17 protein-coding genes and 1 pseudogene are annotated in these 21,244 nt (G+C 60.6%); 11 read left to right on the forward strand and 7 right to left on the reverse strand.

What is annotated here, in order from left to right; all coding sequences use genetic code 11:
* The first annotated feature begins 65 nt into the window (after positions 1-65).
* Together X739_RS149550 and X739_RS149545 are read left to right on the forward strand one after the other, a co-directional pair.
* Complete coding sequence (locus X739_RS149550) at positions 66-704, forward strand: DUF4145 domain-containing protein (RefSeq protein WP_023794906.1); 639 nt, start codon at positions 66-68, stop codon at positions 702-704.
* A gap of 21 nt (positions 705-725) precedes the next feature.
* Entirely contained in the window at positions 726-1,703 is a 978-nt protein-coding gene (locus X739_RS149545; protein WP_023794907.1) for a DUF4238 domain-containing protein, read from the forward strand.
* Positions 1,704-1,759: 56 nt separating this feature from the next.
* Here X739_RS149545 and X739_RS149540 read toward each other — a convergent pair whose 3' ends face one another.
* Together X739_RS149540 and X739_RS149535 are read right to left on the reverse strand one after the other, a co-directional pair.
* Positions 1,760-3,370: an AAA family ATPase gene (locus X739_RS149540; protein WP_084056321.1), complete on the reverse strand. Its 1,611-nt coding sequence runs from the start codon at positions 3,368-3,370 to the stop codon at positions 1,760-1,762.
* A gap of 105 nt (positions 3,371-3,475) precedes the next feature.
* Complete coding sequence (locus X739_RS149535; RefSeq protein WP_198026147.1) at positions 3,476-5,239, reverse strand: AAA family ATPase; 1,764 nt, start codon at positions 5,237-5,239, stop codon at positions 3,476-3,478.
* Between the two features lie 675 nt (positions 5,240-5,914).
* Here X739_RS149535 and X739_RS1000000169965 point away from each other — a divergent pair.
* The 4 genes from X739_RS1000000169965 (at position 5,915) to X739_RS149520 (ending at position 9,039) form a co-directional block, all read left to right on the forward strand.
* Positions 5,915-6,070, forward strand: coding sequence for a hypothetical protein (locus tag X739_RS1000000169965; RefSeq protein WP_023794910.1), 156 nt, complete (start codon positions 5,915-5,917; stop codon positions 6,068-6,070).
* Positions 6,071-6,110: 40 nt separating this feature from the next.
* Complete coding sequence (locus X739_RS149530; protein ID WP_015318605.1) at positions 6,111-6,305, forward strand: hypothetical protein; 195 nt, start codon at positions 6,111-6,113, stop codon at positions 6,303-6,305.
* 117 nt (positions 6,306-6,422) lie between these two features.
* Positions 6,423-7,883: an AMP nucleosidase gene (locus X739_RS149525; RefSeq protein ID WP_245273873.1), complete on the forward strand. Its 1,461-nt coding sequence runs from the start codon at positions 6,423-6,425 to the stop codon at positions 7,881-7,883.
* Positions 7,884-8,028: 145 nt separating this feature from the next.
* Positions 8,029-9,039 (forward strand): endonuclease/exonuclease/phosphatase family protein, encoded by a 1,011-nt coding sequence (locus X739_RS149520; protein ID WP_023794911.1) that lies wholly within the window; start codon positions 8,029-8,031, stop codon positions 9,037-9,039.
* A gap of 63 nt (positions 9,040-9,102) precedes the next feature.
* Here the strand turns inward: X739_RS149520 and X739_RS149515 are convergent, their stop codons facing one another.
* Together X739_RS149515 and X739_RS149510 are read right to left on the reverse strand one after the other, a co-directional pair.
* Positions 9,103-9,699 (reverse strand): DUF922 domain-containing protein, encoded by a 597-nt coding sequence (locus tag X739_RS149515; RefSeq protein WP_023794912.1) that lies wholly within the window; start codon positions 9,697-9,699, stop codon positions 9,103-9,105.
* 137 nt (positions 9,700-9,836) lie between these two features.
* Positions 9,837-11,516, reverse strand: a complete 1,680-nt coding sequence (locus tag X739_RS149510; RefSeq protein WP_023794913.1) for an electron transfer flavoprotein-ubiquinone oxidoreductase — start codon at positions 11,514-11,516, stop codon at positions 9,837-9,839.
* Between the two features lie 220 nt (positions 11,517-11,736).
* Here X739_RS149510 and X739_RS149505 point away from each other — a divergent pair, with 220 nt between their 5' ends.
* The 3 genes from X739_RS149505 to X739_RS149495 all read left to right on the forward strand — a co-directional run bounded on the left by X739_RS149505 (position 11,737) and on the right by X739_RS149495 (position 14,204).
* The gene (locus X739_RS149505) at positions 11,737-12,381 is read left to right on the forward strand and encodes a hypothetical protein (RefSeq protein ID WP_023794914.1); all 645 of its coding nucleotides are present in this window, start codon (positions 11,737-11,739) and stop codon (positions 12,379-12,381) included.
* A 90-nt stretch (positions 12,382-12,471) separates the two neighbouring features.
* Positions 12,472-13,338 (forward strand): uracil-DNA glycosylase family protein, encoded by an 867-nt coding sequence (locus X739_RS149500; RefSeq protein ID WP_023794915.1) that lies wholly within the window; start codon positions 12,472-12,474, stop codon positions 13,336-13,338.
* Positions 13,339-13,391: 53 nt separating this feature from the next.
* Positions 13,392-14,204 (forward strand): helix-turn-helix transcriptional regulator, encoded by an 813-nt coding sequence (locus X739_RS149495; RefSeq protein ID WP_023771599.1) that lies wholly within the window; start codon positions 13,392-13,394, stop codon positions 14,202-14,204.
* On the opposite strand, the gene X739_RS149490 is transcribed toward X739_RS149495, so the two are convergent.
* Together X739_RS149490 and X739_RS1000000171190 are read right to left on the reverse strand one after the other, a co-directional pair.
* The gene (locus X739_RS149490; protein ID WP_023794916.1) at positions 14,205-15,170 is read right to left on the reverse strand and encodes a DMT family transporter; all 966 of its coding nucleotides are present in this window, start codon (positions 15,168-15,170) and stop codon (positions 14,205-14,207) included. It lies immediately after the preceding gene.
* A complete protein-coding gene (locus tag X739_RS1000000171190; RefSeq protein ID WP_023794917.1) occupies positions 15,167-15,292 on the reverse strand; it encodes a hypothetical protein in 126 nt (41 codons plus the stop codon). Before X739_RS1000000171190 ends, X739_RS149490 begins: the two co-directional genes overlap by 4 nt.
* Positions 15,293-15,440: 148 nt before the next feature.
* Between X739_RS1000000171190 and pepN the strand changes: the two are divergent.
* Both pepN and X739_RS149485 read left to right on the forward strand, forming a co-directional pair.
* A pseudogene (gene pepN, locus X739_RS01000000166190) lies at positions 15,441-18,162 on the forward strand (aminopeptidase N).
* A 195-nt stretch (positions 18,163-18,357) separates the two neighbouring features.
* Positions 18,358-20,679: a PAS domain-containing sensor histidine kinase gene (locus tag X739_RS149485; protein WP_023771595.1), complete on the forward strand. Its 2,322-nt coding sequence runs from the start codon at positions 18,358-18,360 to the stop codon at positions 20,677-20,679.
* 45 nt (positions 20,680-20,724) lie between these two features.
* Here the strand turns inward: X739_RS149485 and X739_RS149480 are convergent, their stop codons facing one another.
* A complete protein-coding gene (locus tag X739_RS149480; protein ID WP_023794918.1) occupies positions 20,725-21,198 on the reverse strand; it encodes a hypothetical protein in 474 nt (157 codons plus the stop codon).
* Positions 21,199-21,244: the final 46 nt, after the last annotated feature.

Genomic DNA, 21,244 nt, shown 5'->3' on the forward strand with positions numbered 1-21,244 from the left:
GTGGCGTTTGGCGAGGGCGATACGGCGAAAACGCGTTGCCAAAATTCCCGTGTCCAACATGCAACATGGGGATTCTGAAAAGGGACAAGGAAACATACTTAAAAAGGTTTCCATACGTCAGCGATGACGATTTCGATCCGATGTTCCAGCGTGCGCGATTCTCCTGCCTTCTGATTTGCGATAAACCTCATTGCGCCGAGGTGGTTGCGCTCACCGGCAATATCACTTTTCAGCAATTCCACGACAACGATGGGGACCTGATCGAGTCTGCGGAGCTAAACCCGCTGAGCATGATACCCGGCTCGCCCATCATAAAGATTCCCCGCCAGACACCGGATGCGGTTAGGGCGGCGATTGTCTCGTCATTCTCGGTATTCTGGAGCGACCGCGCTGCGGCAGCCAATCGCCTTCGGATGAGCGTCGAGCGCATTCTTGACCACGAGGGCATTCCAAAACTCGGATTTAGGTTGGCCCCACGGATTGAAAGGTTCGCACAAAAGTATCCCGATCAAAAAGATACTTTGGAAGCTCTCAGATGGGTCGGAAACGTTGGAAGTCATGATGACGACGTGAGCCGAGAAGCGCTACTTGATGCATACGAAGTCTATGACTACTGGCTGCGAAATTTTTACGGGAGAGAAAAAGCGGCTATCGACGCGAAGGTACAGAGGCTGATCGATACAAAGGGGAAATACGGGACGTGACGGGATTGCGTGAGTCAGCCAATGGGCAAGCCGAATAAACATCATTTTCTACCCGTTTTTTACCTAAAAGCCTGGGCCCGCGAATCCGATGGAAAACTCGTGGAATTCAGCAGACCGTATAAAGACAAGCTGAAGACCCGGTTTGTACACCCCGAGGCTACTGGCTTCATAAAGAGACTCTATGAAATACGCGGCCTTTCTCCGGAGTTGGCCCAGAAGGTTGAAGAAACCTTTTTCTCGCCAGTTGATAGCCAGGCTGCCGATGCGCTGAAGCAGATACTTGAGTTCAAAGCTGGCGATCCATGGAAGGCAGGTCGTCGGCTCGCCTGGACACGCTTTATCCTCAGCCTGCTATTTCGGATGCCGGACGATATTCGAAAGTTGAAGGCGAACGTCCGCGACGATTGGATTCTTTCAGTGCCCGACATGCAGGAACGGTACGCCGAGGTCAGACGCGAAACTGACCCGGAGTCACTTGTGGACTTCCTCGATCAGCAAGAGAACTCGGTTTACGAGCAGTCCGCTATGGATATTGCAATGCGGATGATCGGACACCAGAACGTCGCTCGCACAATCCTAGACATGAAATGGTCTCTCGTGGAACTCGAGAAATCACCGTTTCAGCTTCTCACGTCTGACCGGCCAGTAATTATGACGGAACAACTGAAACGGCCGGATTCACACATTCTGCTGCCGGTCGGTCCCCGACACCTGTTCGCAGCCGTGCAAGACCCAAACCATTCACGGAAGCTCAGAAGAATGACCTATCAACAGCTCGCGACTTTCGTGAATCGAGCCGTAGTAGGGAATGCTAATGACCTCGTTTATGGGCGGGATGAAAGTCAATTCCGGTTCATTGAAAATAGAATCGGTAAAGACCGGCGACCGTCCTATTTGGACCGACTACAAAGCCGCAGGCGCGAACTGGTGCTCCGAAAAAGCGAAACCACGGTTGGAAGGATTCGAACAGCTCCTGGTTTGTCCGAAACTTCTAAATAACCCGGTCTGACTCTCGCAAAGGTTACCCGGCAACTGCTCCATGGGCGGCCCGCCTCCTATAGCAATACCGTTGCCAATGCCCCCAGTTTCGAACGCATTGCAGCGAGAAGATCAGAATCGACTGACAAACGCGCCAACGCTGCCTTTTCATAATCTGCACGACTTGGGAAATGGAGGGCTTTGGCAATCGCATCGAGAACGCCGGACTCTCGTACCGGATAACGCTCTATTGCAGCATCCAAATCGCCAGTCGACGCCATTTCCTTCAGTCGATCTAATTCAGCCGGGTAGGTCGAAGGGACAGACACGGAAATTTCCGCCAGATTTCCCGAGGTCAATTCCTCGCGGACTGGCAGTGCGGACAAGAACGCGTCCCGCAGCTTCCTCTCAGCGACGCGGCTTGCCAGGTATTGAGGTCTATCTCCAGATGTCAGTGCGACCAACCCTCTCGCCCTTGCATCGTCTATGTATGCTTGGGGATCGGTTGCAGCCGTCTCGGCCTGCCGCTCTGCCAATGCGTTAATAAGCTCAGGGGAATAGTATAGGCTTTCTATAGAAAATACCCCTAGCGGGTAGATGCCCTGCGCCTCGAAGGTACTCACCTGCCCATTGTCCATTCCGTCGCTGTCAATTAAGCCGAAAGCGCGGGCCCTATGAAGGTCCTCGGTGCCTCGCAAGCCAGCCACCGCTCTCATGACTTCGCGGCAGCTCTCCCGGGCACGCACCGACACTGCCGGAAAAAGTAACGCATACATCGGATGATCGAGGCTCGAGACGGTACCCTCTATGAAGAGAATTTTCCGCCGCGACCCAAGAACGTCAACTCTGACGTCTTCGGGGATCGAACTGGTTGTTGGGATCAAATCGATGTCCCAAGTGGAGACAATTCCATCCTTCCAGTGGCAGCCTCGGACAATTGCCACCTCTACGCCCGGCAGCTCGGCAGCAAGGTCAAGCTCATGTGTGCTTACGACAAATGTGCAGTCATGTCTCTTCACGACTAGGGATTTGATAAGTGGTACAATAATCGCCCGATGCAAATGCAGCTCTGGCTCGTCTATGACAAACACTGCGCCAGCAGGTGCTGATACCACCTCTGCAATCGTGACCAATGCGGTGCGCTCACCATCTGACATCCGTGCGACGCTATAAGTCGAGCCGTTTTGGGAAGCCTTTATCTCGGCCTTCTCAACAACAACCCTTAAAGGCAAATTTGCTTGGGCAAGAAGCACGTTGACATTGTCCACCGGCGAATCGCTGCCCTGCAATCTTGCTATAGCAGCTGACTCCTTCCCGTAGCGCTGGATCTCGTTGGCTGCGTCAAGCTTGTACTGAGTTTCGGCAGCAGTGAGGTCGTGAATGGCTTTTTCGTTTCTCGAAGTGCCAGCGTGAGATTTCCAGCGAACGTCTGTTTGGCGATCCCAACTGCGTAATCGATCCCCAAGTTGACGGCGACTAGCCGGTGTCAGAGATAGGCTTTCACTATCAAAATAGCTTGGTCTCGAACCAGGCAGATAAATCGCTTCATCACCCAAGTTCGACACTAGAAGTTGCACTATTGCAGATTTTCCCGTTCCGTTCCGGCCAATGATAAGCAACGGCCGATTTGAGCTTGCCGACAGGCGCGTGGGTCCACGCTCGCCGGGAACATCAAAATTAAATGGCATACTGTACCTGCTGAAAATTTGAGGTTTCGAACGCGACTGACGGTGATAGTGCGAGAATACCGGAAAGATTGCCGCATTTCGGCTTCCAGCCCTTCCTTTTCCTTTCTAGCCAAGCCCTTCTCCACGGGCCGCCGCTTCCCATTCGCGGTCTTCAGGTGTCATGGGCTTAGGCTCGTGCGGTTGCTTAGGCTTAACGGCGCCCAGCCACCGGATTGCTTCCATTAGCTTTGGCGGAGCGCGCATCTCGGAATCAGTCGCAGCCATCCGTGCGCGTCGTGCCCTACCCTTTCCATAGATGGAGGGAGGATACCGGTCCAAAATCTCGCGAGACTTCGTTTCTCCCATCTCGGCAATTATCGCTTGCTCATAGTCAGGGTCGAGGCACCAAACCCGCGCTTGGCCATCGGCGCTGGCCATCCCATCGAGGCGAGCGTTATAAATACCCTCCTCCTCTTTGTTGGTGATCTCCTTGCTATCTCGGTCATAGATTATGCCGGTTGGTATACCGAAAGAGATCGCTAGTTCGGCAAAGTCGATCAGCGCGCGCTTGCCACCTGCCTCAACAATGGTCCCCCCGGCCGCGTCGAGGTCGACACCTATCCTGCGGGCAAACGCAGGGATTACCAACTTCTCAGTATCTCCCTCAACGACTAGGACGCGTTTCGCAAAGAACAGCTCCCCCCGCTCGCTGTCTATGGACTGCCGAAGCTTCTCTAGGCGGGTAGCAGTGGCTTGGAGATGCGACTGCACCACCGTCGTCCCAACCGCCTCTTTCTTGCGAACGAGGGCAACATTGCGGTAGTCGGGAATTGAGACGAAGTGCGGCGAGTGCGTCGTATAAATTACCTGATTGGTCTCCCCCAACCGCTCAATGGCTGAATAGAGACTCCGCTGCATCTGCGGGTGTAAGAACATCTCGGGTTCCTCGATCAAAATGATTGCGCCCTGACGCCTAGTTTCCTCAAAGGCCCGAAGCACAGCCAAGACGATTGCGTTCTGCATCCCTCCACCCATCTCTGCTGCGTTGGTCGTGAAACCGCTCTCCTTCACCACAAGAGAGAGCGACTTGTAGAAATCCATGGTATCCATCGGCGTGAAGTAGAGATCGATCGCCCCATCCTCGTCGTCCATGCCCAGTTGTTCTAGGGCATGCTTCTTTATGGACGCCTCAAGCGTATCGAACTCCTTGGTGCGTAGGAGTTTCATGGCTTCCCTCATGAGTTCTCTGAAGCGATCTACACGGCGGACAGGAGGGTGGGAGCCGTCGTGGGACGGGACATCCAACAGCTCAGTTGAGGCATTGAGCCCTCTATCAATGTCCTCGAACACGCGCCGCAGTAGAGACCACCGAGCGCTCGGGAGCTGTTCCTTAAGTGATCGGTCGATCCCGATGTGGATGAAAGGAATTTGATCGCGCACGTCCGCCGGTATGCCCACTACAGGCTCGAAGACAGGTCCTCGTCCGGCCTTGCCCCAACCTGTTTGAACTACCGGCACCTTACCGTTGCGGAGACAGCTTTGCTCCAGCCGCCGTTGGCCTTTCCTTTCGGTCACCTTGTAGCGGGTCCAGCTAAAGCTAAGAGTATCGATGCCAACCGGGTCCGCCTTCTGGAGCTTTCGGAACTCAATTGGTTTATCGAAGGTCAGGCGTATCTCGATGTCTCCTTCAGGATCGCGTAGGTAGACATCATCCTCTGTAAAATTCGATGTGCGCGGACCAAACTCGAAGCCAAGGACTCGGCGAATCGCCTCCAGAATGTTGCTCTTGCCAGCGTTGTTTGGGCCGACCAAAGCGCAAATCTTGGGAATCTCAATGCCCAAGGATTTGATTGAACGAAAACCTTCTATTTCTAATCGTGCGATGCGCACTTGGAGACTCCCCAGTAGGATTGCCAATCAGCTCAACAGCCTAGCAGTACCGCTGTTTCCACAGTCTATACAGTGGATCAATAAATGAACGCCTCTCTCGATTTGCCTAGAAATGGATGAGATTCGCCTGCACTGTTTGGATGCTTAGAGGGGAGCGTCATCAGACATTAGGCTTCGACGGCGACCATTTTTTCAAAAAATTCGTTTGCGTATTACATACATGAGGGAGCCGCAACTCCCCCCGTAGGGTACCTGAGTAAGTGCAAAAAACATGTACATCACGGGACATCGGACTGCGCACAAAGCCTTGTCGCGCAAGGTCGCCAGCAGGCGTCAGAGGCTCTTATCCGCAGAATAGATTTCCCATGAAGCTGCTACACGGGATTTGCAGAGCTGGAACGTCGCGGCAGAGCTATGCGTCCAACACATTCCGTAAAATAAAAGCTAAGTCTGGCACAAGCTCTAAGCGACCATTTCCTTGTGATCTCCAACGGGGCCCGGCGGGCCCCGTTTTCGTGTTGTCGACGAGCAGGCAGCGCTCGGTCGGCATTCTGGTTGCCCGCAACCCAGTCAACATCTCTTCAATCAATTTGAACGGCAGATGAACGCCGGCATCAGAGCCGGTTCAGAGGCGTCAGGGCATTCTCATACGTGTGTGAAGGAGACACGGACCCAATGCTTGCTCGCCGCTTCACCATTGTCTGCCTGCTGACGAGCCTGTTTGGAATGTTCTTCGCCATCCTCGTCGCCGAAGCGGGCCGTTCCCCGCGCTCCTGGGACGAAGCCAACAGAATGTGCCACCTCGCCTGCCCGACCGATTTTCGTCACTGAAACAGAGAACCCGGACCTCGAAAAGAAAAGCATAGAGATCATGAACCGCATCGCCGCCAACCTCTCCAAGACCCTCCGGCTCCTGCCGCGGGCGGCGCTCATCCTGATACTGCTGGCCGCCCCGGTCCTGGCGGTGCCGATGATGCGCGCCGATAGCGGCTCGACGATCGAGGCGCCGGCGCTCAGAAAGTCCGGCGTCGGGTTCGTACTGCTGGTCAGCCTGCAGCGGGGTTGAAGAAAAAAGGGCGCTTTGAGCGCCTTCGGCGGCGAGCCCCCTCCCAACCGCCCGTCCAAGTCTCTATATTGAGCCATGGAAAAGCGAATCTATCCCCAGGCCATCGAATCTGTCGTCATGCCCGAGCCTTTTGGCCGGCAAAGCTTCGATAACGCCGAGAAGGCCGTTGCCGCGCTGCAGGTGCTCTACGAACGCAATACCAAGTTTCTGCGCGATTCCTTCGCGGCCCTAGCCGCCGGCGGCGACAGCAGCAAGCGCTACCGGGCCTTCTACCCCGAGATCGGCGTCACCACGAGTTCGTTCACCCAGGTCGACTCGCGCCAGGCCTATGGCCACATGCCAACACCAGGGCATTTCGCCACCACGGTTACCCAGCCGGACCTGTTCGAGACCTACCTCATCGAGCAGCTTCGGCTGATCATGCGCAATCATGGCGTGTCGGTAACCGTCTCGGAATCGACCACGCCGATCCCGCTGCATTTCGCTTTTCTGGAAGGCACCTATGTCGACGGCGCCGCCGCCGAACGCATCAAGCGGCCGATCCGCGACCTGTTCGATGTGCCGGATCTCGACGGCACCGACGATCAGATCGCCAATGGCACGTTCGAAGTGGCCTTCGGCGAGCCCCGGCCACTGGCGCCTTTCACGGCGCAGCGCATCGATTATTCACTGCACCGCATGACGCACTACACCGCAACCAGCCCGCAGCATTTCCAAAACTTCGTGCTGTTCACCAACTATCAGTTCTATATCGACGAGTTCGTCGCCCGCGCCCGCGACCTGATGGAAAAGGGTGGTGACGGCTACACGGAATTTGTCGAACCTGGCAACGTTATCACCCGGGCCGGACAGAGCGCGCCTAGCGAAGGCGTAGCGCCACAGCGCCTGCCGCAGATGCCGGCCTATCATATGAAGAAGCCGAACCATGGCGGCATCACCATGGTCAACATCGGCGTGGGTCCTTCCAACGCCAAGACCATCACCGACCATATCGCAGTGCTTCGGCCACATGCCTGGGTGATGCTTGGTCACTGCGCCGGGCTGCGCAACACCCAGGCGCTGGGTGATTATGTGCTGGCGCATGCCTATGTGCGCGAGGACCACGTGCTGGACGACGATCTTCCGGTCTGGGTGCCGATCCCGCCGCTGGCCGAGATCCAGGTCGCGCTGCAGGAAGCCGTCGCCGAGGTCACCGGCCTGTCGGGCTATGATTTGAAGCGCATCATGCGTACCGGCACCGTCGCCACCATCGACAACCGCAACTGGGAACTGCGCGACCAGCGCGGACCGGTGCAGCGCCTGTCGCAGTCGCGCGCCATCGCACTCGATATGGAATCGGCGACTATCGCCGCCAATGGCTTCCGCTTCCGCGTCCCTTACGGCACGCTGCTGTGCGTTTCCGACAAGCCGCTGCATGGCGAGTTGAAGTTGCCTGGGATGGCGACCGAGTTCTACAAGCGGCAGGTGGCGCAGCACCTGACTATCGGTATCAGGGCGATGGAGAAGCTGGCGGAGATGCCGATGGAGCGGCTGCATTCGCGCAAGCTCCGGAGCTTTTCGGAAACGGCATTCCAGTAGGCGACCGCGAAGCCTCGGCGAGGCAATTCGTCGTCTTGCTCAGGCCGCAATTTGGCCGATATCAGATCGAACGGACCGACAGGCGACATTCAGCGGATACGACCTCGCAGACACGACCTCAATGACAACAGGCGCGCGCTTGAATATGACGGCTGGGCTGGCATTCCTGGCGATGACGGCATTGTCCGCCGCTTTGTTGGCCGGATTTTTCGGCGCGCTGCACCCGGCGTTCGATTCCTTCTCGCATTTCCGTATTCATCTCAGCGTGCTGATGGCACTTCTGGCGCTGCCGCTGCTCGCCAGCCCGTTTCGGCTGCAAGCGGCGGCCGGGCTGCTTTTTGCCATTTCCTGCCTGGCCACAACGACGGGTGCGCTGCCCAAAGGGTGGCGACAACAGGCGGCCGCCAAGCCGACCGGCCAGATCGTTTACAGCCTGCTGCAGATGAATCTTCGCTTCAACAACCCGACACCGAAGAAAGTGCTCTCACTGATCGGCCGCACCAATCCGGACGTGATCACGCTCGACGAGGTGTCGCAGATGTGGACGACCGAGCTTGGCTACATCGCCACCGCCTACCCCTACCGAATCCTCTGCCCCTACCCAAACGGCATGTTCGGCGTGGCGCTGCTGTCGCGCCGGCCCTTTGCCGCCGACGCCGCGCCGCGCTGCGAGCCGCGCGGCGCGATGGCTATCGCCACGGTCGACTTCGGCGGCACCGATGTCGATGTCGCCGCGATCCATTTGAGCTGGCCCTGGCCGAAGGAGCAATACTGGCAGATCGGCGAACTGGCGCAGCCACTCGCCGCGCTCGCCGAGACCGCGATCATGGCGGGCGATTGCAACGCCGTGCCGTGGAGTGCCGCGGTGCGGCGGGTCGCGGCTCTCGGCGGTCTGACACTCATGCCTTCCGCCGGCCCGACCTGGATCCACCGGACACTGCCGGACTTCCTGCGCCGCTATGCAGGCCTGCCGATCGACCAGGTGTTCAGCAAAGGCGGCGTGACGATCCTGTCTTCGACGCGGCTGGAAGATACCGGCTCCGACCACCTGCCGGTGCTGGTCGAATTTTCGGTCCGGTCCGATGAGAAGCAGCCTGACGATGGGCACGCCACTGCGCTCGCGGCGCACGATTTGCCTGCTGAGCCGCACAGCTGACGCGTCAACGAATGGAGCACCCGCGCCGCGGCGAAGCGTTGAGATGGCGAACGGATCACTCGTTCAAGGTTTCCCGATCAAGGCAGCGATCAAATGTTCGACATGGCCGCCATCGCTATGCTCGCGCCGATCGAAGGCGTTTTGTCTCGCCTCATATTCTGCATAAACGGTCTTGATGCGAAGCCGAGCCTCGCGGCGCGCCTTGTTGCATGATGGGTCGTTGGCGACCCGCAGGCCAGTTATCGACCTTTCTGTCACGCGCATCATCTCCCTGGCGATGCGCCCATGTGTTTCCTCATGGGCGCGAACACCCGCGGAAAATCTGTTCCAACGCCTCTTCAACGTCGGCGCCATGGGCGAGCCTACGCGAGGGAAGGTGTAGAACAGATTGAGCGTGCCGTTGACCCGCCGCAGCCGGCAGACGCCGTTCTCCTGGCCTCCGCCGAGATCCCAGTCGACCGTATAGGCGGTTGTGGCGATGGCATGCGTCATGAAGCCATGCTTGGGGCCCTTGCTGTCCATCGCGTCGATGAAGGCCGTACCCGAGCTTCCCGTGATGTCGTAGGTCCGCGTCTGGACGATTGCCCTGGTGCCGGCCAGGGCCTCCGGCGCGCACAGTGTCCCGATGACGATGAGGCATGTCAGAACTGTCCGGCGCATCGGCCTTCTCCTTGTCCCCGGAGAAGGGAACCATAAGCCGGTGATAGTTTCAACGGTTCTGCTGTGCTGCATGCTCTTGCAGCCAGAACTCCGCTTCAATTTTGCTGCCACGCCCTGGACGGCCCGGCGCGCAGGGGTCACATACCCTGGTAGACCGGGCCTTCACCGCCTTGCGGGGGCACCCAGTTGATGTTCTGGTTCGGGTCCTTGATGTCACAGGTCTTGCAGTGGACGCAGTTCTGCGCGTTGATGACGAAGCGCACGTCCTTCGCCCGCGGATCGGCGGCGGCGTTGCCGTCCTTGTCGACCCATTCGTAGACGCCGGCCGGGCAATAGCGTGTGGAAGGTCCGGCAAAGACATCATGTTCCGAGCGTTTCTGCAGGTCCATGTCGCCGACCAGCAAATGGACCGGCTCGTTTTCCTCGTGATTGGTGTTGGACAGGAACACCGAGGAGAGGCGGTCGAAGGTCAGCACGCCATCCGGCTTTGGATAGACGATCTTCTTGTGCTGGGCGGCAGGCTCGAGCGTCGCGTAGTCGGCCTTGCCGTGCTTTAGCGTGCCGAAGGGCGAGACGCCGAACAGCGTGTTCAGCCACATGTCGAGGCCGCCCAGGCTGACGCCGATGATGGTGCCGAACCGCGACCAGAGCGGCTTGACGTTGCGCACCTTCTTCAGGTCCTTGCCGATGTCGGTCGCCCGCCAGGCATCCTCATAGGCTGAAAGCTCGTCATTGGCACGGCCGGCGCCGATCGCCTTGGCGACATGCTCGGCCGCCAGCATCCCCGACAGCACCGCATTGTGCGAGCCCTTGATGCGCGGCACGTTGACGAAGCCCGCCGCGCACCCCATCAGCGCACCGCCCGGGAACGACAATTTCGGCACCGACTGCCAGCCGCCCTCGGTTATGGCGCGCGCTCCGTAGCCCAGGCGCTTGGCGCCCTCGAACGTGCCCGCGATCGCCGGATGGGTCTTGAAGCGCTGGAATTCCTCGAAAGGCGACAGATAGGGATTCTTGTAATTGAGGTGGAGGACGAAGCCGACCGCCACCTGGTTGTCCTCCAGATGATAGAGGAACGAACCGCCGCCAGTCTTCATGTCCAGCGGCCAGCCGAAGGAATGCTGCACCAGACCCGGCCGATGGTTCTCCGGCTTGACCTGCCAGAGTTCCTTGAGGCCGATGCCGTATTTGCCGGGCTCGCGGCCATCGGAGAGTTTATATCTAGCGATCAACTGCTTGGCCAGCGAACCGCGCGCGCCTTCGCCGATCAGCACATATTTGCCCATCAGCGCCATGCCCGGCGCGAAGCCCGGACCATGCGTGCCGTCCTTCTCGACGCCCATGTCTCCGGTGACGACGCCGGTGACGGCGCCTTCTTCATTGTAGAGCAGGCCGGCCGCGGCAAAGCCCGGGTAGATCTCGACGCCGAGCGCCTCGGCCTTGCCAGCCAGCCAGCGGCAGACATTGCCGAGCGAGACGATATAGTTGCCGTGGTTGTTCATCAGCGGCGGCATGAAGATGTTGGGCAGGCGGAACGAACCGGCGGGGCCGAGCACCAGGAAATGGTCCGCCGTGACCGGCGTCTTGAAGGGATGACCATCCTCCTCGCGCCAGCCAGGCAGCAACCGGTCGATGCCGATCGGATCGACGACGGCACCCGACAGGATGTGGGCGCCGACTTCGCCGCCCTTTTCCAGCACGACGACGGAGAGCTCGGGATTGACCTGCTTGAGGCGGATGGCCGCGGCGAGGCCGGCCGGTCCGGCGCCGACGATGACCACGTCGAATTCCATGCTCTCGCGTTCGATATCGCTCATCAACCCCTCCGCACTGGCTTGCCGCCGTTGGCGTATCTTGCTGGCTCCTGCGCTGCATAGCGCATCAATTGGCGACAGGAAACCGGCGCATACGTGACAATGCCGAATTGGCCAAAAAGTCGCGCTTTGCGCGGCAGAGAAGCCATTTCCGCGCGGCGCGACCCGCCAGGCTTGCGTTTTTTATTGTTCGACGGCTTGCTTATCGGCCATACTTCCCGCCATGCGCATTCCCGGGCCAGGCGGCTTCTCTTCGACGCGCTTTCCATCAACGCCCGGCCGGGCCTGCCGGGCGCTTACTTTGGCCCTTCTGGCGTTGAGCCCGGATCATGCCGTCGCGGATGAAGTGAAGGTCTGGGCGACAGGCGCGTACTCGTTCTCCGACGAGCTTGGCGGTTTCCGCATCACCGGAGCCTCCGGCATCGGAACCAAGGACGATCCGCTGGTCATCACCGAAGAGCTGAATTCGGCGACACCCGTGACGCTGACCATCCGCACCACAAAGCCGATCCAGGCATTCGGCAGAGCAGGCGAGTTCGCCAACGGCATCATGTATATGCGCATTGACGTCCTCAACAACAGCGGCCAGGCTTGGATCGAGTTCCAGTTCGAGCTTCAGGAAATACTGGACCAGCCAAGCGTGTTCGGAGACGGGCTTTCGTTCGACCAGCGCAACAAGACGCCCGACAATATCTGGTCGAGCAATTTCGCCGATTTCGACCGCGATTTCGAGCCCTATGACCGGTTGCTGTTCAAAAACGGCAAGGTGGACCCGCTGAAGACCGCCAGCTTCGAATTCCTGATGACCGACTACACGCCGCGATGGACCTTCTATCTGGTGCAGGATCCACGCATACCCACTGGCTAGACCGCGACCTCGCCTTGGCAAGCGGGATTGGCTGCCGCCACCGACTTCGCCGAGGTTGCAAATTGATCCGGCCCGGACGATGGTGCGGCCATGACTGCCGCCTCTCCCAACAATCCGGTCGATTTGGCCGATCTGCTCGCCTTCTACGCTAGCGCGGGTGTAGACGAGGCTTTGGAGGATGTGCCGGTCAATCGGTTCGCTGAGGCCGTGCCGAAGCCGGCGGAGCGCATGCCGACGGCGCTACGCGAAAGCAGCGCACCGGAGCCGCGCACAGCTCCGCCCCGCCTCGATGGGCGCGCCGTGCCAGATGCTCCGGCCCCGCGCCCGCCCACCTCGGCCGTGCCCGACGAAGCGCAGGCGGCACTGGCGCGCCAGCTGGCAAACGCGGCAATGTCGCTGGACGAATTACGCCAGCACATGGCCGCTTTCGAGGGCTGCAATCTCAAGGCCACCGCCAAGAACCTCGTTTTCGCCGACGGCAACCCGCAAGCCGCTGTCATGCTGGTCGGTGAAGCCCCCGGCCGCGACGAGGACATTGAAGGACTGCCCTTCGTCGGCCGCTCGGGCCGCCTGCTCGACCGGATGCTGGCCGCGATCGGCCTCGACCGCAGCTCGGTCTACATCGCCAATGTCATTCCCTGGCGCCCACCCGGCAACCGCACGCCGACGCCGCACGAGACCGAGATCTGCCGGCCGTTCATCGAGCGCCAGATCGAACTGGTCAATCCCAAGGTGCTGATCAATCTCGGCGGCCCGTCGGCCAAGACCTTGCTCAACACCTCGGAAGGAATCCTGCGGCTGCGCGGCAACTGGCGCGTCCACACAACGGGTTCCGGAGTTGCCATCCCGGCCATGCCGACATTGCACCCGGCCTATCTCTTGCGCACGCCCGCGCACAAGAAGCTGGCATGGCGGGATTTTCTCGAAGTGAAGGCGAAGCTGCGGGAAGTGAGCTAGCGATGACCTCGCGGGTAATTGAAATGCATTCAGCGTCAGCCTAGTCGTCCTGCATGACAACGCCCCAAGCCTCCGCCGGTAGCTTGATCCGCGAATGGCGCACGCGCCGCCGCATGAGTCAGCTCGACCTCGCCATGGAAGCGGAGATTTCGCAACGGCATCTCTCCTTCGTCGAAAGCGGGCGTGCCGCGCCCTCGCGCGACATGGTGCTGCATCTGGCCGAGCAGCTTGCGATCCCGCTGCGGCAGCGCAATCAATTGCTGCTGGCCGCGGGCTTCGCGCCGAGCTTCAGCGAACGGCCGCTCACCGATACGACGCTGGCACCGGCAATGGCGGCGGTCGAGATGGTGCTCAAGGGGCATGAGCCGTTTCCGGCATTGGCGGTGGACCGGCACTGGAACCTGGTTGCGGCGAACACGGCGATCGGGCCATTCCTGGCCGATGTTTCCGAACCCTCGCTGCTCCAGCCACCCGTCAATGTGCTGCGGCTCAGCCTGCACCCAGGTGGTGTCGCGCCGCGCATCGTGAACCTTCAGGAATGGCGCACCCACCTGCTCGAACGGCTGAAACATCAGAACGATGCCGCCGGTGACCCGGTGCTGGTGGCATTGGAGCAAGAGCTTCGCGGTTATCCCTCTGGCCTGCAGAGCAGCCGGCCGAAGCCGGTCGAGCCGAATGCGATCGTGCATCCGCTGCGGCTTGCCCATGGGGATACGGTGCTTTCCTTCATCAGCACCATTACCGTGTTTGGCACGCCACTGGATGTCACCCTTTCGGAACTGGCGATCGAATCCTTTTTCCCGGCCGATGAGCAGACACGGGTGGTGCTGGTACGCTTGGCAAACGAGCGGTCGGAACGGTCCTGATCACCCTTGCGGCAGCGCAGCCTTGCGGGTGCGCGTTCGTTCCAGACCCAGCTGCCGTTCGCGCCAGATGATGAAGATGCCGGCGGCGACCACGATCATGCCACCGACCAGCGTGCCGGGTGAGGTCACGTCGCCGAAAACGAAATAGCCGACGACGACGCCGAGGATCATCGAGGTGTATTCGAAAGGCGCCACGACCGAGGCTTCGGCATGACGATAGGCCGCGGTCATCAAAATCTGGCCGAGGCCGCCACAAAAGCCGGCGAGGATGAGCAACGTGGCTTGTATCGACGTCAGCGACTGCCAGCCGAAGGGCAGCGTCAGCAATGAGAGCACGCTTGCCGTCGACGAGAACCACAGCACGATGGTCGCCGTCTTCTCCGTCTGCACCAGATTGCGCACGAGTAGCATGGCGACAGCCGAGATTGCCGCGGCCGCCAGCGCGGCCATGACGCCCAGGACCTCCTGGTCGTCGAGACCTTCATCCGAATTGAGCAGCGTCAGTTCCGGCCAGGAAATGACGAGCACGCCAATGAGGCCGATGGCGACAGCGCTCCAGCGATAGACGCGGATCGTCTCGCCAAGGAAGACCGAGGAGAACACCACGACCAACAGCGGCTGTGCATAGTTCAGGGTGATCGCCTCGGGAAGAGGCAGCCTGGTGAGCGCGAAAAAGCCGAGCCCCATGGCACCGACGCCGACGACGCCACGCGCGACGTGGTTGAAGGGGCGTTTCGTGACGAACGCCGTGGCCAGATGTCCCTTCAACGTCAGGAAGACAATGATCGGGAAGATGGCGAAGAAGGAACGGAAGAAGACGATCTGCCCGGCAGGCACATCGCCTGCCGCCTTGATACAGGTTTGCATGCCGACAAAAACCGCAACGGAGACGATCTTCAGCACGATGCCTCTCAGCGTACCGTGGCCGCCCGTCGTCTCTGGTTGCGCCCCCGCTCCTGATGTCACTTTGGCAATGCGTCTCTGCCCGCGGTCGAGGGCACGTTGCGGCTCTCGGAACGGTAGAACGGGAAATTGTCGGCGCGCCGAACGAAAGCGCCCATCCCGAATTTCGGTGTGACGGCCGTCATGACTGCCTCGCGACAAGGAAAGGATGACCTGAATTAGGCCCCGCCACAGTTTTGTCGAGGGAGTGTTTCGTGTAAAGAGCGCGGACTTCGAATTTTTGGACCAGTCAGATCATGTCCGGTCCCCGGAAAAGACAGGAAAAGCCAGGGAATGCGCACCGATACCGGCCAGGTCTTCAAACTCGAGGACTATCGCCCCAGCGACTACCTCATTCCGGAAACCCACCTTGAATTCCGTCTTTCGCCGCAGGCAACGGTCGTCACCGCGATACTGATCGTCGAACGCCGCGAGGACATATCCACGTCGGCTCCGCTGGTGCTCGACGGCGATGGTTTGACGCTCAAACGCATCGAGGTCGACGGCAAGATGGTGAGACCGGCGGATCTGCTGGCGAGCCCCGACCAACTTACCCTGCTCAAACCGCCGGCGGCACCTCGTTTCCAACTGCTGATCGAAACCGAGCTGGCCCCAGCCGGCAACGAGGCCCTGATGGGCCTTTACCGCTCGAATAACGTGTACTGCACGCAATGCGAGGCGGAGGGTTTTCGCCGCATCACCTATTTCCTCGACCGCCCCGATATCCTGTCGGTCTACACGGTGCGCATCGAGGCGCGACGCGACGAGGCGCCGCTGCTCCTGTCGAATGGCAATCCGGTCGAGAGCGGCGATCTCGCCGAAGGCTGGCACTACGCCAAATGGCACGACCCCTTCCCCAAACCGTCCTATTTGTTCGCCCTGGTGGCCGGCAATCTCGGCCAGGTCGCCGACAATTTCATCACTATGTCCGGCCGCAAGGTCGAGCTCGGCATCTATGTCGAGCTCGGCANTCGGCCAGGTCGCCGACAATTTCATCACTATGTCCGGCCGCAAGGTCGAGCTCGGCATCTATGTCGAGCTCGGCAAGGAGGCGCTCGCCGGCTACGCGATGGACGCGCTGAAGCGGTCGATGCAATGGGACGAGGAGGCGTTTGGCCGCGAGTACGACCTCGACGTCTTCAACATCGTCGCCGTGTCGGACTTCAACATGGGCGCGATGGAGAACAAGGGCCTCAACATCTTCAACGACAAATACGTGCTGGCCGACCAGGAGACGGCGACGGACGCCGATTTCGCCAATATCGAGGCGATCATCGCGCATGAATATTTCCACAATTGGACAGGCAACAGAATCACTTGCCGCGACTGGTTCCAGCTTTGCCTGAAGGAAGGGCTAACGGTCTTCCGCGATCATGAGTTCTCCGCCGACCAGCGCTCGCGCGCGGTCAAGCGCATCGCCGAGGTGCGCACGCTGCGGGCCCACCAGTTTCCCGAGGACCAAGGCCCGCTGGCGCATCCGGTGCGGCCGCGCCGCTACCGCGAGATCAACAATTTCTATACGGCGACGGTCTACGAGAAAGGCTCCGAAGTGGTGCGCATGATCCGCACCATTCTCGGACCCGAAGTCTTTCGCGCCGGCATGGACCTCTATTTCGAACGCCACGACGGCGAGGCCGCGACCATCGAGGACTTCATCAAGGTGTTCGAGGACGCGTCCGGCCGCGACCTGTCACAATTCGCGCTCTGGTATCATCAGGCTGGCACACCCAACCTTACGGTCAGTTCGACCCACAATCCGGCCGCACAGGAATTCACGCTCGAGATCGAGCAGTCGGTGCCGCCGACACCCTCCGAAAGCCGCAAGCGGCTGATGCATATCCCGCTCGCCTTCGGCCTGATCGGCGCCGGCGGCAAACCTGTCGCATATAGCGACGTCGAGGGCGCCAGCGTCGAGGACGGCGTCATCCACGTCCGCAAGCGTCGCCATGTGGTGCGTTTCTCGGGCGTGGCCGAGCGCCCGGCGGTGTCGCTCAACCGTGGCTTTTCGGCGCCGGTGACGCTGTCGGTCGAGCAGAAGGCGGCCGACCAGTACTTCCTCGCCCGCCATGACAGCGACGCCTTCTCGCGCTGGCAGGCCTTCAACACGTTGCTGACCGATGCGCTGATCGCTGCCTTCCGCCAGATCCTCGGCGGCAAACAGCCGGACTTCGCCCCACGGCTGACCGAGCTTGCCGGCAGCATCGCCAGCGACGAGACGCTGGAGCCAGCCTACCGGGCCCTGGCGCTGGCGCTGCCGGGGGATGCCGACATCGCCCGCGACATCGGCAAGAACATCGATCCCGATGCCATCCATGCGGCCCGACAGGCGCTTGCGCGGGCGATCGGCATGGCCAATGGCGAGGCCTTTTCCGGCCTCTACGACAGCCTTGCCGACAAGAGCGCTTTCAGCCCGGATGCGGCGAGTGCGGGACGGCGCGCCTTGCGCAACATTGTGCTGGATTATCTCTCGCTGCTGCCGGGTGGAGCAGCATTGGCTGCCGGGCATTTCCACTCCGCGACCAACATGACCGACCGGGCAGCCGCATTGGCCGTGCTTGCGCATCGTCACCACGGATCGCCGGAGGCAGGCGAGGCGCTGGTGGCTTTCGAACAGACATATGCGTCGGACCCGCTGGTGATGGACAAATGGTTCCAGATCCAGGCCAGCGTGCCTGGGCCGCAGGCGGTGGACACGGTTCGCGCCCTGACCGCTCATGCCGGCTTCTCTATGGGCAATCCGAACCGGGTGCGCTCGTTGATCGGCACATTCTCCAGCGCCAACCAGACCGGCTTTCACCGCGCCGACGGCGAAGGCTACCGCTTCTTCGCACGAACGGTGCTTGAGGTTGAAAAGCGCAATCCGCAAGTGGCGGCAAGGCTGGCGACGGCGCTCAGGTCATGGCGCTCGCTCGAACCGGGCCGGCAAGCCAAGGCCCGAGAAGTGCTGGTTTCGATCGCCAATGCCGAAAATCTGTCGGCGGATCTGCGCGACATCGTCGAGCGCACGCTGGCTTAGGCGCTCCCGCCTTCTTCCCCGCGGGAGAAGGCCGGGTTCAAAAGCCCACTATTTTAGTCGATTTTTAATCTTTTTTCGCCGGACCACTGGACAAGGCGAATCACCTTTGATTCTTTAATGGCGATTCGGAAGTGCGGTGTTGCCGGATCACCAGCACATAGAAATGCGGCATACTGAAATCGGGGAGTGCCATTTATGGCAAAGGCGGACGCGTGGGGCGCGCCCGGCGGGATGGTTTTTGCGCGTCGCGAGACGCGCGGCGACGGCCTTGCCGGGAATACGCGGCTCATTGCCGAACCGGCCTACAAGCGGCTTCTGGCGGCCGAACCGCTGCTGCGCCGGTCGATACCGGCCCTCATCGTCATCTTCCTGCTCGTCATTGCGGCGCTGCGTGTAATCTCGCTGATGAACGAGCGCGACGACGTGGAGCGCGATGCCAAGGCTATCCTGACGCTGGCGGCCGCGCAGCTCGCCAGTTCGCTCGCCACCACATCAGACACGCTGCCGGGCGCCACGCAGGACCTGCTGGAGACCACCAGCCGCCAGGGCGCCATGGGCCGCAGCCATGTGCTGGTCGTCACCGACAGCGCTTTCAGGATCACCGCGGTGACGCCGCGTTCGGTGCCCTGGCAAGGCCATTCGCTCGACGGCCTCGTCCAGGGCGGCCAACCTCTGTTCATGTTCGGCGACCGGGCTGGCGTCATGGAGGTCAACATTGGCGGGCAGGACTGGTACGCGGCGGTCAGCCTGAGCAAGGACAGGAAGGGAGCCGCGGCGGCGCTCGTCCCCCAAGAGGCGGTCTTCGACACGTGGCGCAAGACCGTCTCGCTCAACGTCACCCTGTTCGTGCTGACGGCCGGCGTGCTGATCATCATTCTCTATGCCTATTTCGGTCAGGCGGCGCGCGCGCAAGCAGCCGACCGCATCTATGTCGAAGCGCATCAGCGTATCGACATGGCGCTGGTTCGCGGCCGGTGCGGCCTGTGGGATTGGGACATGGTGCGCGGCAAGATGTACTGGTCACGCTCGATGTACGACATGCTGGGCTATGAGCCCTGCGAGGCGATGCTGTCCTTCGGCGAGGTCGACGAGATCATCCATCCCGAGGACGGCGACCTGTTCGAACTCGCCAACAGGATCGTCGCGCGCGAGATCGACCACATCGACCAGGTGTTCCGGATGCGGCATGCCGATGGCCAGTGGGTGTGGATGCGCGCCCGCGCCCAGGTCATGGACCCGGAAGCGCCGGAGATCCAGCTCATCGGCATCGCCGTCGACGTCACCGAGCAGCGCCATCTGGCGCTGCGCTCCGAAGCGGCAGATCTTCGCCTGAGGACCGCGATCGAGAACATCAATGAATCCTTCGTGCTGTGGGATTCGGCTCAGAACCTGATCATGTGCAATTCCAAATACCAGCAGGACAACGGGCTCTCGGACCGCGACGTGATGCCGGGTGTGACGCGCGCTTCCCTGGAAGAGCGGATGCTGGCCTTCGCTTCGGAACGCCGGCTGGCCAATACCAACGGTCCGCAGGGCGGCGCCACGTTCGAGCGGCAGCTGTCCGACGGCCGCTGGCTGCAGGTCAACGAGCTCAGGACCAGGGACGGCGGCATCGTCTCGGTCGGGTCCGATATCACCCAGATCAAACTGCACCAGGAGAAACTCGTCGACAGCGAACGCCGGCTGATGGCGACGATCCATGATCTCAGCCTCGCCCGCCGGGCCGAAGAGGAACGGGCGCGCGAACTGGTCGACCTCAACCGCAAATACATGAAGGAAACCGAGCGCGCCGAAGCGGCGAACCGCGCCAAATCCGAATTCCTGGCCAACATGTCGCATGAGCTGCGCACACCGCTCAACGCCATCATCGGCTTCTCCGAGCTGATGGAACAGGGGCTGTTCGGTCCGTTGGGCTCGGAGCGCTACGAGGAGTACGCCACCGACATCAACAGCAGCGGCAAATATCTGCTCGGCGTCATCAACGACATTCTCGACATGTCCAAGATCGAAGCCGGCCAGTTCTCGCTGGACCAGGAACAGATCGACCTCGGTCCGCTGATCAGCGAGACGGTGCGTGTCGTCTCGCTGCAGGCGGCGCAGAAGGCGATCACCGTGGAAACGCGCATTGCCGACGCCTTGACTTTGTTTGCCGATCGCCGGGCGATCAAGCAGATCGTCATCAATCTCCTGTCCAACGCGGTGAAATTCACCGGCCAGGGCGGCCACATATCGGTCAGGGCCCGCAACACATCAGGCGCGCTGGTGCTGACGATCGAGGACAATGGATGCGGTATCCCGAAGGAAGCCCTCGGCAAACTGGGGCGCCCCTTCGAGCAGGTGCAGAACCAGTTTTCCAAGAACCATGCCGGCTCCGGCCTTGGCCTTGCCATTTCGCGCTCGCTGGCCGAGTTGCAAGGCGGTGCACTGAAGATCCGCTCGACCGAAAGTGTCGGCACGATCGTATCGGTGCGCATTCCCGTGAAGAAGGCGCCAACGGCGGTCAAGGCCGCGGCCTGAGCGACAGGCTCCGGTCGACGACTCGGAGCCCGCCTCAACCAAATCTTACTGCACGCCCCCGTCGTTGCCTTCGTCATCCCATTGACGGTCATCGCGCCCGTCCTTCGGCAGTTCGCCCTTCTCGATCTTGCCGTCATTGTTCTTGTCGAGTATCGCGAAAAGCTTCTTTTCGCGGCCGGTGATGTCATCCGATGTCAGCGTGCCGTCGCCCTTGCTGTCGTAACGGGCGATGATGCGTCTGGCCATGCGTTCGAAGCGCGCCTTCTCCAGCGCGTCGGCGAGTTGAGCGACAGTCAGCTTGCCGCCATTGTCAGTGACAAGCTTCTTGAGCCGCGCGTCCATGACATCGGAGAACTGCTCGAAGGTGATTTTGCCGTCATTGTCCTTCATTGCCTTGTCGAGCCGCATCATGGTGCGCTCACGCACGTTGGCGCTGTCGAGGTTCTCGCCATAGGCCGCGCCGCCGACGGCTCCGGCCAGGGCGATGTAGGCAAGTGCAAGCTTGGTTGTCTTTCTCATGGTTTTCTCCTGTTGCATCGTCACCCCCGATGCGGCCGAACGGTCG

Origin of the sequence: Mesorhizobium sp. LNHC209A00, assembly GCF_000502915.1 — a bacterium.
In the GTDB taxonomy this organism is placed as follows: Bacteria; Pseudomonadota; Alphaproteobacteria; order Rhizobiales; family Rhizobiaceae; genus Mesorhizobium.

Excerpts from the sequence above, each read along its gene's own strand:
- X739_RS149550 (WP_023794906.1), top strand. The coding sequence starts at position 66 with ATGGGGATTCTGAAAAGGGACAAGGAAACATACTTAAAAAGGTTTCCA.
- X739_RS149545 (WP_023794907.1), top strand. The coding sequence starts at position 726 with ATGGGCAAGCCGAATAAACATCATTTTCTACCCGTTTTTTACCTAAAA.
- X739_RS149540 (WP_084056321.1), bottom strand. The coding sequence starts at position 3,370 with ATGCCATTTAATTTTGATGTTCCCGGCGAGCGTGGACCCACGCGCCTG.
- X739_RS1000000169965 (WP_023794910.1), top strand. The coding sequence starts at position 5,915 with ATGCTTGCTCGCCGCTTCACCATTGTCTGCCTGCTGACGAGCCTGTTT.
- X739_RS149530 (WP_015318605.1), top strand. The coding sequence starts at position 6,111 with ATGAACCGCATCGCCGCCAACCTCTCCAAGACCCTCCGGCTCCTGCCG.
- X739_RS149525 (WP_245273873.1), top strand. The coding sequence starts at position 6,423 with ATGCCCGAGCCTTTTGGCCGGCAAAGCTTCGATAACGCCGAGAAGGCC.
- X739_RS149520 (WP_023794911.1), top strand. The coding sequence starts at position 8,029 with ATGACGGCTGGGCTGGCATTCCTGGCGATGACGGCATTGTCCGCCGCT.
- X739_RS149515 (WP_023794912.1), bottom strand. The coding sequence starts at position 9,699 with ATGCGCCGGACAGTTCTGACATGCCTCATCGTCATCGGGACACTGTGC.
- X739_RS149510 (WP_023794913.1), bottom strand. The coding sequence starts at position 11,516 with ATGAGCGATATCGAACGCGAGAGCATGGAATTCGACGTGGTCATCGTC.
- X739_RS149505 (WP_023794914.1), top strand. The coding sequence starts at position 11,737 with ATGCGCATTCCCGGGCCAGGCGGCTTCTCTTCGACGCGCTTTCCATCA.
- X739_RS149500 (WP_023794915.1), top strand. The coding sequence starts at position 12,472 with ATGACTGCCGCCTCTCCCAACAATCCGGTCGATTTGGCCGATCTGCTC.
- X739_RS149495 (WP_023771599.1), top strand. The coding sequence starts at position 13,392 with ATGACAACGCCCCAAGCCTCCGCCGGTAGCTTGATCCGCGAATGGCGC.
- X739_RS1000000171190 (WP_023794917.1), bottom strand. The coding sequence starts at position 15,292 with ATGACGGCCGTCACACCGAAATTCGGGATGGGCGCTTTCGTTCGGCGC.
- X739_RS149485 (WP_023771595.1), top strand. The coding sequence starts at position 18,358 with ATGGCAAAGGCGGACGCGTGGGGCGCGCCCGGCGGGATGGTTTTTGCG.
- X739_RS149480 (WP_023794918.1), bottom strand. The coding sequence starts at position 21,198 with ATGAGAAAGACAACCAAGCTTGCACTTGCCTACATCGCCCTGGCCGGA.